The organism is Clavibacter sp. VKM Ac-2873, assembly GCF_015351075.1.
Classification (GTDB): Bacteria; Actinomycetota; Actinomycetes; order Actinomycetales; family Microbacteriaceae; genus Clavibacter.
The window spans coordinates 533,904-546,845 of sequence record NZ_JADKRS010000001.1 but is presented as its reverse complement, the minus strand read 5'-3'; the positions used below and the strand labels follow the sequence as shown (position 1 = coordinate 546,845).

Genomic DNA, 12,942 nt, shown 5'->3' with positions numbered 1-12,942 from the left:
CCCGCGGTGCCCGAGCTCCCCGAGGTCGAGGTCGTCCGCGCCGGCCTCGAGCCCGCGGTCGCCGGCGCGCGCGTCACGGGCGTCGAGATCCTCGACGCCCGGTCGCTCAAGCGGCACGACCCGCTCGAGGGCGCCTTCGTCGACCTGCTGGTCGGCCGCGTGATCACGTCCGCGGTCCGCCGGGGGAAGTTCCTGTGGCTGCCGCTCGAGCCCGACGCCGCGCGCGACGCCACCGGACCCCGCGCCCTCGTCACGCATCTCGGCATGAGCGGGCAGGTGCTGCTCCGCGAGCCCGGCTCCGATCCGGACGGCCTGCTGCGGATCCGCCTGGGCATCGAGCATGCGGTGCACGGCGAGCTCGTGGTCGCCTTCGTCGACCAGCGGATCTTCGGGTCGATGGCCGTCGACCGCCTCGTGGCGACGCCGGACGGGCGCGCGGGCGGACGCGGATCCGCCGCGGCGCTCGTGCCGACGCAGGTCGCCCACATCGCGCGCGATCCGCTCGACCCGGCCTTCGACGACGAGGAGCTGCTCGCGCGCCTCGGCCGGCGGCGCACGGGGATCAAGCGCGCGCTGCTCGACCAGACGCTCGTGAGCGGCATCGGCAACATCTACGCCGACGAGGCGCTGTGGGCGGCGCGGATCCACTACGCGCACCCCACCGACGCGCTCGGCCGCGGACGCGCCCTGCGGCTGCTCGCCGAGGTGCGGACCGTGCTCGCCCGGGCGCTGGCCGAGGGCGGCACGAGCTTCGACGCGCAGTACGTGAACGTCAACGGCGCGTCCGGCTACTTCTCGCACTCGCTCAACGCCTACGGGCAGCAGGGGAAGCCGTGCCCGCGTTGCGGCACGGCGATCGTGCGCGAGGCCTTCATGAACCGCGGCTCGCACCTGTGCCCGCGCTGCCAGGCGCTGCCGGATCCGGACGCCGCCGTCGCCTGATCCGGGAGTGCTCAGCGCGCCGGTCCGACCTCCCGCAGCCAGCTCCCGCTCGTGCCGACGTGCCGGAAGCCGAGCGCCTCGTTGACCGCGAGCATGGGCCGGTTCTCGTCGGCGTTCCAGGTGACGACGCGGTCGACCTCGGGCGCCTCGCGCGCCAGCAGACCCAGGTTCTCGGCCTTGAGGAGCATGCCGAGGCGGTGACCCCGGTGCTCGGCCAGCACGAGCGTGTCCTGCTGGTACGTGTACGCGTGGCCGTCGGAGCGCCGGCCGCTGGGGGAGACGGCGATCTCCGTGAAGCCCACGAGCCGGCCCGTCGGCACGTGCAGGACCGCGGTGGTGAGGCCCGTGCGGCCCGCGGACGCGCGGCGTACCTCGGCCGCGCGGATCCGGTCGGCGTCCCACGGGTCCTCCGCCTGCGGGAGGTCGCCCTGCGGGGTGTCGGTCGACATGCGCGTGTGCAGGACGGCGAGGTCGTCGAGCAGGTGACCGGGCGTCGCGTCGACCCAGGAGAGGACGCGGTAGTCGTCGCCGGCGGCGCGGCGCGCATCGGCGAGGTGGGTGGCCAGCGTCGGGGCCGTGGCGACCGTGTCGAGGGAGCTCGTCCGCGCGGTCTGGCCGAGCCGGTAGCCGGCGTCGACGACGAACCGGGCGGACGGGTCGTCCGCGCCGACCGCGCCGATGCCCGTGGGCGAGGGGATGGGTGAGCCGTTCGCCTCCGCGCGGTGCATGGTGAAGCCCATGAGCGTCCGGCAGCCCGCGTCCACGGCGATCCGCTCCAGGCGCTCCCGGAGCGCCCGTCCGATCCCGCCTCGGCGGTGCTCGGGGAGCACGGAGACGGCGACGTCCGAGGTCGTCGGGTCGTTGAGCCACGTGGAGAGGAGCCCGCGGCCGACGATCCGGCCGTCCACGCGCGCGGCGAAGAGGCGCTTCCGCACGTGCGCGACGTCGGCGTAGTCGGCGATCAGCTCCTGCGGCAGCCAGATGAACGCGTCGTGCCCGAGGTCGTGCGACTGCGCCCGGTTGACGACGTCGGTGAGGGCCGCGAAGTCCTCCCACCCCTCCGCGCCGACCGCGGCGGGCGGGCGGACCTCCTCCACGGCGAAGGGGCGGACGTCGTCGGCGTGCGGCATGGTCGGCTCCCTCGTCGGCGCGCCGACGGGACCGGCTCGCGCCCTCCCACGCTAGCGGCGGCCGCGCGGTCCCCGGCCGCCCGCGCGGCTCCCGGTGCCCGCCCGCGCGTCCGGTACCGTGAACGAGACCATCACGCGAGGAGGGCGGCGGGCGTGCACCTGAAGAGCCTGACCCTCAAGGGGTTCAAATCGTTCGCGCAGCCGACCACGTTCCAGTTCGAGACCGGGGTGACCTGCGTCGTCGGGCCGAACGGATCCGGCAAGTCGAACGTCGTCGACGCCCTCGCCTGGGTCATGGGCGAGCAGGGAGCCAAGACCCTCCGCGGCGGCAAGATGGAGGACGTCATCTTCGCCGGCACCTCCACGCGCGGGCCGCTCGGCCGCGCCGAGGTCACGCTCACGATCGACAACGCCGACGGCGCGCTGCCCATCGACTACACCGAGGTCGCGATCCGCCGCACGCTCTTCCGCAACGGCGGCAGCGAGTACGCGATCAACGGCACGTCCTGCCGGCTGCTCGACGTGCAGGAGCTCCTCAGCGACTCGGGGCTCGGCCGCGAGATGCACGTCATCGTCGGCCAGGGTCGCCTCGACAACGTGCTCCGCGCGACACCCGAGGAGCGGCGCGGCTTCATCGAGGAGGCCTCGGGGATCCTCAAGCACCGGCGTCGCAAGGAGCGCACCCTCCGCAAGCTCGAGGGGATGCAGGCGAACCTCACGCGGCTCAACGACCTCGCGGGGGAGATCCGGCGCCAGCTGAAGCCGCTCGGGCGCCAGGCGGAGGTCGCGCGCCAGGCCCAGACCGTGGCGGCCGTGGTCCGCGACGCCCGCGCGCGGCTCGTGGCCGACGACGTCGTGACCCTCCGGCGCGCGCTCGCGGAGCACACGCGCACCGAGGAGGAGCGCACCACCGAGCGCATGGTGCTGCAGGAGAAGCTCGACCGGGCGGTCATCCGCTCGGAGCGCATCGTCGAGGAGCAGGAGGGGGACGAGGTCGACGGCGCCCGCCGCACGGCCTTCGCGCTCGAGCAGGTGCAGGAGCGGCTGCGGAACCTGCTCTCGCTCGCGCAGCAGCGGCTCGCGCTCCTCGGATCCGCCGACGACGCGCCGGAGACGGCGGCGGGCACGAGCCCCGCGCACGTGCAGGAGTCCCGCGACGAGGCGGCCCGGCTGGTCGCGCTCATCGCCGAGGCGGAGGCGGGCTGGGCGTCCGCGCGCCAGGCGACCGCGGCGGCCCGGCAGGCGCTCGACGCCCTCGACGAGGAGATCCAGGCCCAGAGCGCGCTCGTCTCCCGTCACGACCTCGAGATCGCCGGGCTCACCGGTCGCGCGGAGACCGCGGGATCCCGGCTCGCGGCCGTCCGCGGCGAGGTCCTCCGCCAGCAGAACGCGCTCGACGCGGCGCGCGCCCGGCTGGCGGCCGCGGAGGCCGAGCGGGAGCGCGGCGAGGCGGAGGGCGAGGCCGACGAGCAGGGCGGATCCGAGCTGACCCGCGCCTACGAGGACGCCCAGGCCGACGTCGCGAGCGAGGAGTCGGCCATCGAGGCCGTGCGCGAGGAGCTGCACGCCAAGGAGCGCGAGCGCGACGCCCTGGCCGCGCGCGAGCAGGCCCTCGCGAGCGCGCTCGACCAGCGCGACGGATCCAGCGACCTCGTCGCCGCGGGCCTGCCCGGCATCCGCGGCCTCCTCGCCGAGCACGTGCACGTGCAGCCCGGCTACGAGGCGGCCGTCGCCGCCGCCCTCGGATCGCTCGCCGACGCCGTGCTCGCCGAGTCGCACGACGACGCCGTCGCGGCCCTCCGGCGCGCGGTCGACGACGACCTGGGGCGCGTCGAGGTGGTCGTCGCCGGTTCCGCCGACGTGCCCGTCGCGGCAGCACCGGCCGCCGGGGCCGTCCCCGCGGCCTCCGTGGTCGACGCACCCGACGGCGTGCGGCGGATCCTGGCGGACGTCGTCGTCGTCGACGACCTCGCGCACGCCGTCGCCCTCGTCGGCGGACCGGACGCGCCCGCCACGGCGATCACCCGCGCGGGGGAGGTCGTGTCGCCGCACGTGCTGCGGGGCGGATCCGGCGCCACGCGCTCCAAGCTCGAGCTCGTCGCGGCCCGCGAGGCCGCCGCGACGACCCTGACCGGCGTCCGCGCCCGCATCGACGACCTCCAGGTGGATCTCGCGGCCGGCCGGGAGCGCCTCCGCGCCGCCCGGGAACGCGCGTCCGCCGCGCTCGGGGGCCTCCGCGAGGCCGACGCGCGCCTCGCCGCCCACGCCGAGCGCCTGAGCCGCTCGCGCGCCCAGGCGGAGTCCGCCGCCGCCGAGCTCGCGCGCGTGCAGCGCGGCCTCGACCTCGCGAGCGCGTCCGTCGACGAGGCCGTCGCCGCGTCCGACGCCGCGCGCCGCGCGCTCGACGAGGCGCGCTCCCGGCCGCGACCCGTGCTCGACGCGAGCGGCCGCGACGCGCTCGTCGCCGAGTGGGAGGCCGCGCGCGAGGCCGAGATCGAGGCCCGCCTGCAGGTCGAGACCGCGCGCGAGCGGGTGCGGGCGGAGCAGGAGCGCACTGTGGCGCTCGAACGCCGCCTCGCCGCGGAGCGCGCCGCCGCCGAGGAGGCCGCCCGTCGCCAGGTGATCCGCCGCCGCCAGATCGCCCGTGCCGCGTCCGTCGCCGACGCCCTGCCCGCCGTGGTCCGTGCCGCCGATCGGAGCACCGCGGAGGCGCGGCTCGTGCTCGCCCGGGCGGAGGAGGCCCGGGCCGGCCGCAACGCCGAGCTGGTGGCGCTCCGCCGCGAGGAGGCCGAGCTGCGCACGCGCCTGCACGGCATCACCGAGGACGTGCACGGACTGGAGCTGCAGATCTACGAGAAGCGCCTCCAGGTCTCCCAGCTCCTCGAGCGCGCCGCGAGCGAGCTCGGCCTGGGGGAGGAGGTGCTCGTCGCCGAGTACGGACCCGACGTGCCCGTCCCCGAGGAGGCGCCGCTGCCGCCGCGGCAGCGCCCGCAGGCGGACGCCGTGGACCGGGACGCTGTGGACCCGGACGCCGAAGACCAGACCGCCGACGGCGCGGGGCCGGTGGACGCCCACGTGGATCCCGAGCGCAGCGTCCCGTCCGAGGCAGGCGCGGCGGACGACGACGGGGACGACGACGCCCCGCCCGTCCCCACCCGCCCCTTCGACCGCGAGGAGCAGCGCGCCAGGCTCCAGGTCGCCGAGCGGAAGCTCGCGCAGCTCGGCCGCGTCAACCCGCTCGCCCTCGAGGAGTTCGCCGCGCTCGAGCAGCGCCACCTCTTCCTCACCGAGCAGCTGGCCGACCTCACGGCCACGCGCAAGGACCTGCTCACGATCATCGACGACATCGACCGCACCATGCAGGGCGTGTTCGCGGCCGCGTTCGAGGACACCCGGGCGGCCTTCGACCGCGTCTTCCCGATCCTCTTCCCGGGCGGTACGGGCAGCATCCACCTCACGGATCCCGAGCAGCTGCTCACGACCGGCATCGAGGTGAGCGTCCGCCCCGCCGGCAAGCGCATCGAGCGCCTGTCGCTGCTGTCCGGCGGGGAGCGGTCGCTGGCCGCGGTGGCTCTGCTCATCGCGATCTTCACGGCCCGGCCGAGCCCGTTCTACATCATGGACGAGGTCGAGGCGGCCCTCGACGACGCCAACCTCGGCCGCCTGCTCACGATCCTCGAGCAGCTCCGGGACACGTCGCAGCTCATCGTCATCACGCACCAGAAGCGCACGATGGAGATCGCGGACGCGCTCTACGGCGTCTCGATGCGGCAGGACGGCGTGAGCGCGGTCGTCGGCCAGCGCGTGACCCGCGACGCCCGACCCGACGCCGACCCCGCCACCGACCCGGTCACCGACGCGGCCACCGACGCGGCGGCCGACAGCGCGCCCGCGCCCGCCCGCGAGGAGCAGGCCGCCTCCTGACCCGCGGCTACGCTGGGCACATGGCAGCCCGCACCCCCTGGTCCCTCTCCGGCGCGCTCCGCGGGATGTTCGCGAAGCCGACGATCGACGAGACCACGTGGGACGACCTGGAGACCGCGCTCATCACCGCGGACTTCGGCCCCGACGTCACCGAGGCGACCATCGACGACCTCCGCGAGAAGGTCGAGCGCTACCGCACGACCGATCCGCGCGACCTCCAGCGCATGCTCCGCGAGAGCATCGAGGAGCGCCTGGCCAAGCACGACCCGACGCTGAAGCTCAGCGCCCGCCCCGCCGTGATCCTCGTGGTCGGCGTCAACGGCGTCGGCAAGACCACCACCATCGGCAAGTTCGCGAAGTTCCTCCGCAACTACGGCCGCACGGTCGTGGTGGGCGCGGCCGACACGTTCCGCGCGGCCGCCGTGGACCAGCTCGCGACCTGGGCCGAGCGCGCCGGCGCCGACATCGTGCGCCCCCAGCAGCCCGGTCAGGATCCCGCGAGCGTCGCCTTCCAGACCGTCGAGCACGCGATGCGCACCGGCACGGAGATGGTCATCATCGACACCGCCGGCCGCCTGCACACCAAGGGCGGCCTCATGGACGAGCTGTCCAAGATCCGCCGCGTGGTCGAGAAGCAGTCGCCCATCGCGGAGGTGCTGCTCGTCCTCGACGCGACGACCGGCCAGAACGGGCTCGCGCAGGCGCAGGCGTTCATCGAGCACGGCGGCGTCACGGGCCTCGTCATCACGAAGCTCGACGGATCCGCGAAGGGCGGCTTCATCCTCAACGTGCAGGAGCGCACCGGCATCCCGATCAAGCTCATCGGCCAGGGCGAGGGGATCGGCGACCTCACGGGCTTCACGCCCCACGTCTTCGCGCAGAACCTCGTCGGCTGACCTCCGACCCGGGCTCCCTGACCGGACCCCCTCGCGCCGCCGGTTAAGCTGGACCCACCATGGCTACCTTCGGAACACTCTCGGACCGCCTCGCCGAGACCTTCAAGAACCTGCGCGGCAAGGGCAAGCTCAGCGCCGCGGACGTCGACGGCACCGTCCGCGAGATCCGCCGCGCGCTGCTCGAGGCCGACGTCGCGCTCGACGTCGTCAAGGCGTTCACCGCGTCCGTCCGCGAACGCGCCCTCGGCGGCGAGGTCAGCCAGGCGCTGAACCCCGCCCAGCAGGTCGTGCAGATCGTCAACGAGGAGCTCGTGGCGATCCTCGGCGGCCAGCAGCGCCGCATCCAGTTCGCCAAGAGGCCGCCGACCGTCATCATGCTCGCCGGCCTGCAGGGCGCGGGCAAGACGACCCTCGCCGGCAAGCTCGGCAAGTGGCTCGCCAAGGACGGGCACACGCCCATGCTCGTCGCGGCCGACCTCCAGCGCCCCAACGCCGTGCAGCAGCTGCAGGTCGTCGGGGAGCAGGCGGGCGTCCCCGTCTTCGCGCCCGAGCCCGGCAACGGCACGGGCAACCCGGTCCGCGTCGCCAAGGACGCGATGAAGCACGCGGCCGACAAGCAGTACAGCGTCGTCATCATCGACACGGCCGGCCGCCTCGGCGTCGACGCGGAGCTGATGAAGCAGGCCGCGGACATCCGCAAGGCCACCGACCCGGACGAGGTCCTCTTCGTCATCGACGCCATGATCGGCCAGGACGCGGTCGCGACCGCGAAGGCCTTCCAGGACGGCGTCGACTTCACGGGCGTCGTGCTCTCCAAGCTCGACGGCGACGCGCGCGGAGGAGCGGCCCTCTCGGTCGCCTCCGTCACCGGCCGTCCCATCATGTTCGCCTCCACGGGCGAGGGCCTCGACGACTTCGAGCCCTTCCACCCCGACCGCATGGCGAGCCGCATCCTCGACCTCGGCGACATCCTCACCCTCATCGAGCAGGCCCAGCAGGCCTTCGACGAGGAGGAGGCGATGGAGGTCGCCCAGAAGCTCGCGAGCGACACGTTCACGCTCGACGACTTCCTCAAGCAGATGCAGCAGCTGCGCGGCAAGGGCTCCCTCAAGAAGATGATGGGGATGCTCCCCGGCATGGGCGCCATGAAGGACCAGCTGGAGAACTTCGACGAGAAGGAGATCGTCCGCACCGAGGCGATCATCCAGTCGATGACGAAGGCCGAGCGCCAGAACCCGAAGCTCCTCAACGGCTCGCGCCGCCTCCGCATCGCCCGCGGATCCGGCATGACCGTCACCGACGTCAACGGCCTCGTGCAGCGCTTCGAGCAGGCCTCGAAGATGATGCGCACGGTCGCGCGCGGCGGCATGCCGCAGATCCCCGGCATGGGACCGATGCCCGGCGCGCACTCGGGCCGCAAGCCCGTGCAGCAGAAGAAGAAGGGCTCGAAGTCGGGCAACCCGGCCAAGCGGGCGCAGGAGAACGCTGCCCTCGCGTCCGGGCAGCGCATCGGCGGTCCCACGGCTCCCGCCGGGTCCGGCTTCGGCCTCGCCGGCGCGGCGAAGGGCGGCGCGACCGGCGCCCCGAGCGAGGAGGAGCTCGCCTCGCTGCAGAAGTTCCTCGGGCGCTGACCCGACGCACGACCGGAGGGCCCTCCCGCGCAGGCGGGAGGGCCCTCGTCGCGTCCCTGGACGCGCGCGCCCGGACGTGCCAGCGTGGGGGCGTGCACCGCGGCACCCCGTAGCGGTCCCGCGCGTCAGGAGCTCCCCGTGTTCGCACCCGTCACCGCCTTCAGCGGCTTCAGCGTCGACGACGTCCCCGCAGCCCTCGCCTTCTACCGCGGCACGCTCGGCCTCGAGGTCGAGGAGGTGCTCGAGATGGGGATGCTGCGGCTCGTGCTCCCCGGGTCCGGCGCGCGCGTGCTCGTCTACCCGAAGCCCGGGCACGAGCCCGCGACGTACACGGTGCTCAACCTCGAGGTCGACGACGTCGAGCAGGCGGTCGTCGAGCTGAACTCCCGCGGCGTGGACACGGCGGTCTTCCCGGGGATGCCCACGGACTCTCGCGGCATCATGCGCGGCAACGGCCCCGACATCGCCTGGTTCCGCGACCCGGCCGGCAACGTGCTGTCCGTCGTCGCGGCCTGACGACCGAGCGTCAGACGGAGCAGCGCCCGGAGTCGACGGGCGTGGACGCGCCGGCCTGCTGCAGCACGGGCGCGATCTCGCCGAGGGTCATCGCGTAGCCCGTCTGGGAGTCCACCGTCGAGGTCGCGAACACCAGGCCGACCACGCGCCCCTGCGCGTCGAACAGCGCGCCGCCCGAGTCGCCGGGGCGGACCGTGCCGCGCACGGAGTAGACCTCGCGCGTGACCGGCTGCTCGTGCTGGATGTCGGTCCCGAGCGCCTCGACGACCTCGCGGATCCGCGCCCCGGTGGCCTGGTACGGCCCGCCGCCCGGGTAGCCGGCGACGACGGCCTCGTCGGACGCCGCGAGCTCATCGCCGAGCGCGAGCGGCGCAGCGGTGAGCCCGGGGACGGCCAGGATCGCGACGTCGCGCGCGGGGTCGAACACCACGAGCTCCGCCTTCAGCAGCTCGCCCGTGCCGCCCTGCTGGACGTAGACCTCGTCGGATCCGGTCACGACGTGCGCGTTCGTCACGACGCGGTCGCCCTGCACGACCCAGCCGCTGCCGGAGGAGGAGGTGCCGCAGGCCGGCGCGGACGACAGGATCTTCACGACGCTCGACGCGGAGCGGCGCACCGCGTCGGGGACGTCGGCATCGGGTGCGGCCGTGTCGGCGATCGCCCCCTCGCCGTTCGCGAACACGCGCGGGTAGCCGACGTCGTGGAGCGCGTCGTCGAGGGCGGAGAGCGCGGTGCCGCTCGATATCGGGCTGACCCGGTCGAGGGTCTGGAGGATGCGGGACGACGACGCGAGCTGCACCGCGGGGATCACGCCGCTGGAGGCGAGGAAGCCGCCGATGAACCACACCGAGACGGCCCAGGCGGCGAGCCCGGCGACGGCGCCGATCCCGCGGTCGAGCCCCTGCGCGGCGCCGCGCGGGCGGAGCAGGCGCGTGAGGACGCTCGCGACCTGCGCGAGGATCCCGCTCACGAGCGAGGTGGTGACGAGCATCAGCACCGCGGCGGCCAGCGTGCGGGTGATCCCGGTGGCGACGCCGAACTGGTCGAGGAGCGCGAGGAAGGCCGGCGTGATCCAGAGCGCCAGCAGGACGCCGAGCACGATGCCGGCGAGCCCGGCCAGGGTCACGATGGCTCCGCGGCGCCAGCCGGCGAGGGCCGCGAGCACGGCGACGACGAGGATGACGATGTCGACGGCGGGGCTCACCAGCACAGTCTGCCCCGCGTCACCGACCCAATCCTGAGCGCAGCTCCTCGACGAGGTGCGTGACCACGGGGGCGAGCGCACCGTCGGCCCGCTCGGCGACCCGCAGCTGCCGCTGGTAGCTCGCGCCGTGGTCGACGATCTCGAGGATGCCGCGGAGCTCGGCCTCGCAGCCGAGCGCGTCGGCGGTGGGGGAGAGGCGCTCCACGAGCGCCCGGGTGTCGTCGCCCACGAGGGCCTCCTCGCCCGCGGCGTCCTGGATGATGATGGCGTCCATCCCGTAGCGGGCCGCGCGCCACTTGTTCTCGCGCACGAACCACGGCTGCATCCGCGGGAGCTGCTCGCCGCGGTCGAGCGCGGCCGACATGTCGTGCACCAGGCACTGCACGAGGGCCGCGAGCGACGCGATCTCCCGGAGCGTCGAGACGCCGTCGAACACGCGGGTCTCGAGGGTGCCCCACTTGGGCGCCGGCCGGATGTCCCAGCGCAGCTCGCTGTGGTGGTCGATGACGCCGACGTGCGTCATGTCCCCGACGAGCCGCTCGTAGTCGGCCCACGTCGTGAGGTCGGGCGGGAGCCCCGCGGTCGGCAGCTGCTGGAACATGAGCGCCCGGTTGGACGCGTAGCCCGTCTCCTGCCCGGACCAGAAGGGGCTCGACGCGCTGAGCGCCTGGAACCGGGGGAGGTGCACGAGGAGCGCGTTGAGGATCGGCAGCGCCTTCGACGCGTCGTCGATGCCGACGTGCACGTGCACGCCCCAGATCATCATCTGGCGCCCCCACCACCTGGTGCGGTCGAGGAGCGTGGCGTAGCGCTCGTTGTCGGGCGTCACGTCCTGGTCCGGCCACGCGCTGAAGGGGTGCGTGCCCGCGCACATGAGGTCGATGCCGAGCGGATCCGCGACGTCCACCACCCGCTCGATGAGCCGCGCGAGGTCGTCGACGGCGTGCCCCACGCGGGAATGCGGCGCGCTGACGACCTCGACCGTGTTGGTGAGGAACTCCCCGGTCACGTGCGGGTGGGCGTCGTCGTGGGGGAAGGAGCGGAGGATCTCCGGCGCGACGCCCGCCAGCTCGCCCGAGCCGCGGTCGACGCACGCGAGCTCCCACTCGATGCCCACGCGGGACGGGGGCTGGCGGGCGAAGTCGATCTGCATGCGGGTCCTGCCGTCCACGGGGTCTCGGGGCGCATGCGCCGGGTGTCGTCCGATCATGCCACGCACCCCGCGGAGCGGCCGGGCGATGACGGCGTGCGGCGCGCCGACCGGAGGGGTCCCGGCCCGGCCCGGCGTCTGCCATAATGATCTGTCGAGTCCGCGATCGTCCGACCCTCTAATCAGGCGCCGCGAGACCCCATCGAACCAATGCCGAGTGTGCCCCCACGCTCACGGCCGTCAGTTCACCCCACACAAAAGAAATTCAGGAGAATTGTGGCTGTCAAGATCCGTCTGAAGCGCCTGGGCAAGATCCGCGCGCCGTACTACCGCATCGTCGTCGCCGACTCGCGCACCAAGCGCGACGGCCGCGTCATCGAGGAGATCGGCAAGTACCACCCCACCGAGGAGCCCTCGTTCATCGAGATCCAGTCGGAGCGGGCGCAGTACTGGCTCTCCGTGGGCGCCCAGCCCACCGAGCAGGTCGAGGCCCTCCTCAAGCTCACGGGCGACTGGGGTCGCTTCAAGGGCGACAAGGACGCCGTCTCCACCGTCCGCACCCGCGAGGCGAAGCCCGCGTACGTCGCGGACGAGAAGAAGAAGCCGGTCCTCAAGCCCAAGACCGAGAAGGCCGCCCCCGCGCCCGAGGCCGCTCCGGCTGAGGCCGAGGCGACCGAGGAGCAGGCCTAGCCCATGCTCGCCCCCGCGCTCGCTCATCTGGTCAAGGGCATCGTCGAGCACCCGGACGACGTCTCCGTGACGAGCAAGGGATCCCCCCGCGGCGAGGTCCTCGAGGTGCGCGTGCACCCCGAGGACCTCGGCCGGGTCATCGGCCGAGCGGGTCGCACCGCGAAGGCCCTCCGGACGCTCGTCTCGGCTCTCGCCGACGGCCAGCGCGTCCGCGTCGATGTGGTGGACACCGATTCCTGAGGACATCGTCCGTGACCCCGCGGCGTTCCGCGTGGGCCGGCTGACCAAGGCGCACGGGCTCAAGGGCGCCGTGAAGCTCGAGCTGTTCACGGACGACCCCGACAAGCGGTTCACCCCGGGAGCCGAGTTCTCGCTCCAGGTCCCCGAGTCGTCCCCCTGGCACGGACGCTCCCTCACGCTCACCGAGCTCCGCTGGTACAACAGCCACCCCGTCGGCTTCTTCGAGGGCGTCGCCGACCGCACCGCTGCCGAGTCGCTCGCCAAGGCCATCCTCTGGATGACGCCCCCCGCGGACGAGCCCGCCGAGCCGGACGCCTGGTACGACCACCAGCTCGTGGGCCTCCGCGTGCTCCGCGACGGCGTCGAGGTCGGCACCGTCGCGCTCGTGGACCACTTCCCGGCGCAGGACCTGCTGCACGTGGACACCCCGTCCGGCACCGTCCTCGTCCCGTTCGTGCAGGCCATCGTCCCGTCGGTGGACGTGGAGGCCGGCACGCTCGTCGTCACGCCGCCGTTCGGCCTCTTCGAGGAGATCCCGGACGAGAAGCCGACGCCCGCTGCGGACGCCGGGTCCGAGGTCGGCTCCGATCCCGCCCCCGAAGGCGACGACGCCCGCTGA

11 protein-coding genes are annotated in these 12,942 nt (G+C 74.0%); 8 read left to right on the top strand and 3 right to left on the bottom strand.

What is annotated here, in order from left to right:
* Positions 1-6 precede the first annotated feature (6 nt).
* Entirely contained in the window at positions 7-942 is a 936-nt protein-coding gene (mutM, locus tag ITJ44_RS02520; RefSeq protein WP_194633198.1) for a bifunctional DNA-formamidopyrimidine glycosylase/DNA-(apurinic or apyrimidinic site) lyase, read from the top strand.
* 11 nt (positions 943-953) lie between these two features.
* On the opposite strand, the gene ITJ44_RS02515 is transcribed toward mutM, so the two are convergent.
* Positions 954-2,072 (bottom strand): GNAT family N-acetyltransferase, encoded by a 1,119-nt coding sequence (locus tag ITJ44_RS02515; RefSeq protein WP_194633197.1) that lies wholly within the window; start codon positions 2,070-2,072, stop codon positions 954-956.
* Positions 2,073-2,225: 153 nt separating this feature from the next.
* Between ITJ44_RS02515 and ITJ44_RS02510 the strand changes: the two genes are divergently transcribed.
* The 4 genes from ITJ44_RS02510 to ITJ44_RS02495 all read left to right on the top strand — a co-directional run bounded on the left by ITJ44_RS02510 (position 2,226) and on the right by ITJ44_RS02495 (position 9,039).
* Positions 2,226-5,996 (top strand): AAA family ATPase, encoded by a 3,771-nt coding sequence (locus ITJ44_RS02510; protein ID WP_194633196.1) that lies wholly within the window; start codon positions 2,226-2,228, stop codon positions 5,994-5,996.
* Positions 5,997-6,016: 20 nt separating this feature from the next.
* Complete coding sequence (gene ftsY, locus ITJ44_RS02505) at positions 6,017-6,892, top strand: signal recognition particle-docking protein FtsY (protein ID WP_194633195.1); 876 nt, start codon at positions 6,017-6,019, stop codon at positions 6,890-6,892.
* A 59-nt stretch (positions 6,893-6,951) separates the two neighbouring features.
* The gene (gene ffh, locus ITJ44_RS02500; RefSeq protein ID WP_194633194.1) at positions 6,952-8,523 is read left to right on the top strand and encodes a signal recognition particle protein; all 1,572 of its coding nucleotides are present in this window, start codon (positions 6,952-6,954) and stop codon (positions 8,521-8,523) included.
* 138 nt (positions 8,524-8,661) lie between these two features.
* Positions 8,662-9,039 carry a VOC family protein gene (locus tag ITJ44_RS02495; RefSeq protein WP_194633193.1) on the top strand — a complete coding sequence of 126 codons (378 nt, stop codon included), beginning with the start codon at positions 8,662-8,664 and terminating at the stop codon, positions 9,037-9,039.
* 10 nt (positions 9,040-9,049) lie between these two features.
* Here the strand turns inward: ITJ44_RS02495 and ITJ44_RS02490 are convergent, their stop codons facing one another.
* Together ITJ44_RS02490 and ITJ44_RS02485 are read right to left on the bottom strand one after the other, a co-directional pair.
* On the bottom strand, positions 9,050-10,243 hold the full coding sequence (locus tag ITJ44_RS02490; RefSeq protein WP_370551601.1) for a MarP family serine protease: 1,194 nt from the start codon (positions 10,241-10,243) through the stop codon (positions 9,050-9,052).
* A gap of 19 nt (positions 10,244-10,262) precedes the next feature.
* Positions 10,263-11,396, bottom strand: a complete 1,134-nt coding sequence (locus tag ITJ44_RS02485) for a glutamate--cysteine ligase (RefSeq protein ID WP_194633191.1) — start codon at positions 11,394-11,396, stop codon at positions 10,263-10,265.
* Positions 11,397-11,669: 273 nt separating this feature from the next.
* On the opposite strand from ITJ44_RS02485, the gene rpsP reads away from it, so the two are divergent.
* From rpsP to rimM, 3 genes are read left to right on the top strand one after another with little or no spacing between them, the layout of a single operon-like run.
* Entirely contained in the window at positions 11,670-12,083 is a 414-nt protein-coding gene (rpsP, locus tag ITJ44_RS02480; RefSeq protein ID WP_194633190.1) for a 30S ribosomal protein S16, read from the top strand.
* A 3-nt stretch (positions 12,084-12,086) separates the two neighbouring features.
* On the top strand, positions 12,087-12,323 hold the full coding sequence (locus ITJ44_RS02475; protein ID WP_012038054.1) for an RNA-binding protein: 237 nt from the start codon (positions 12,087-12,089) through the stop codon (positions 12,321-12,323).
* Positions 12,301-12,942: a ribosome maturation factor RimM gene (gene rimM, locus ITJ44_RS02470; protein ID WP_194633189.1), complete on the top strand. Its 642-nt coding sequence runs from the start codon at positions 12,301-12,303 to the stop codon at positions 12,940-12,942. The genes ITJ44_RS02475 and rimM overlap by 23 nt, the downstream gene beginning before the upstream one ends.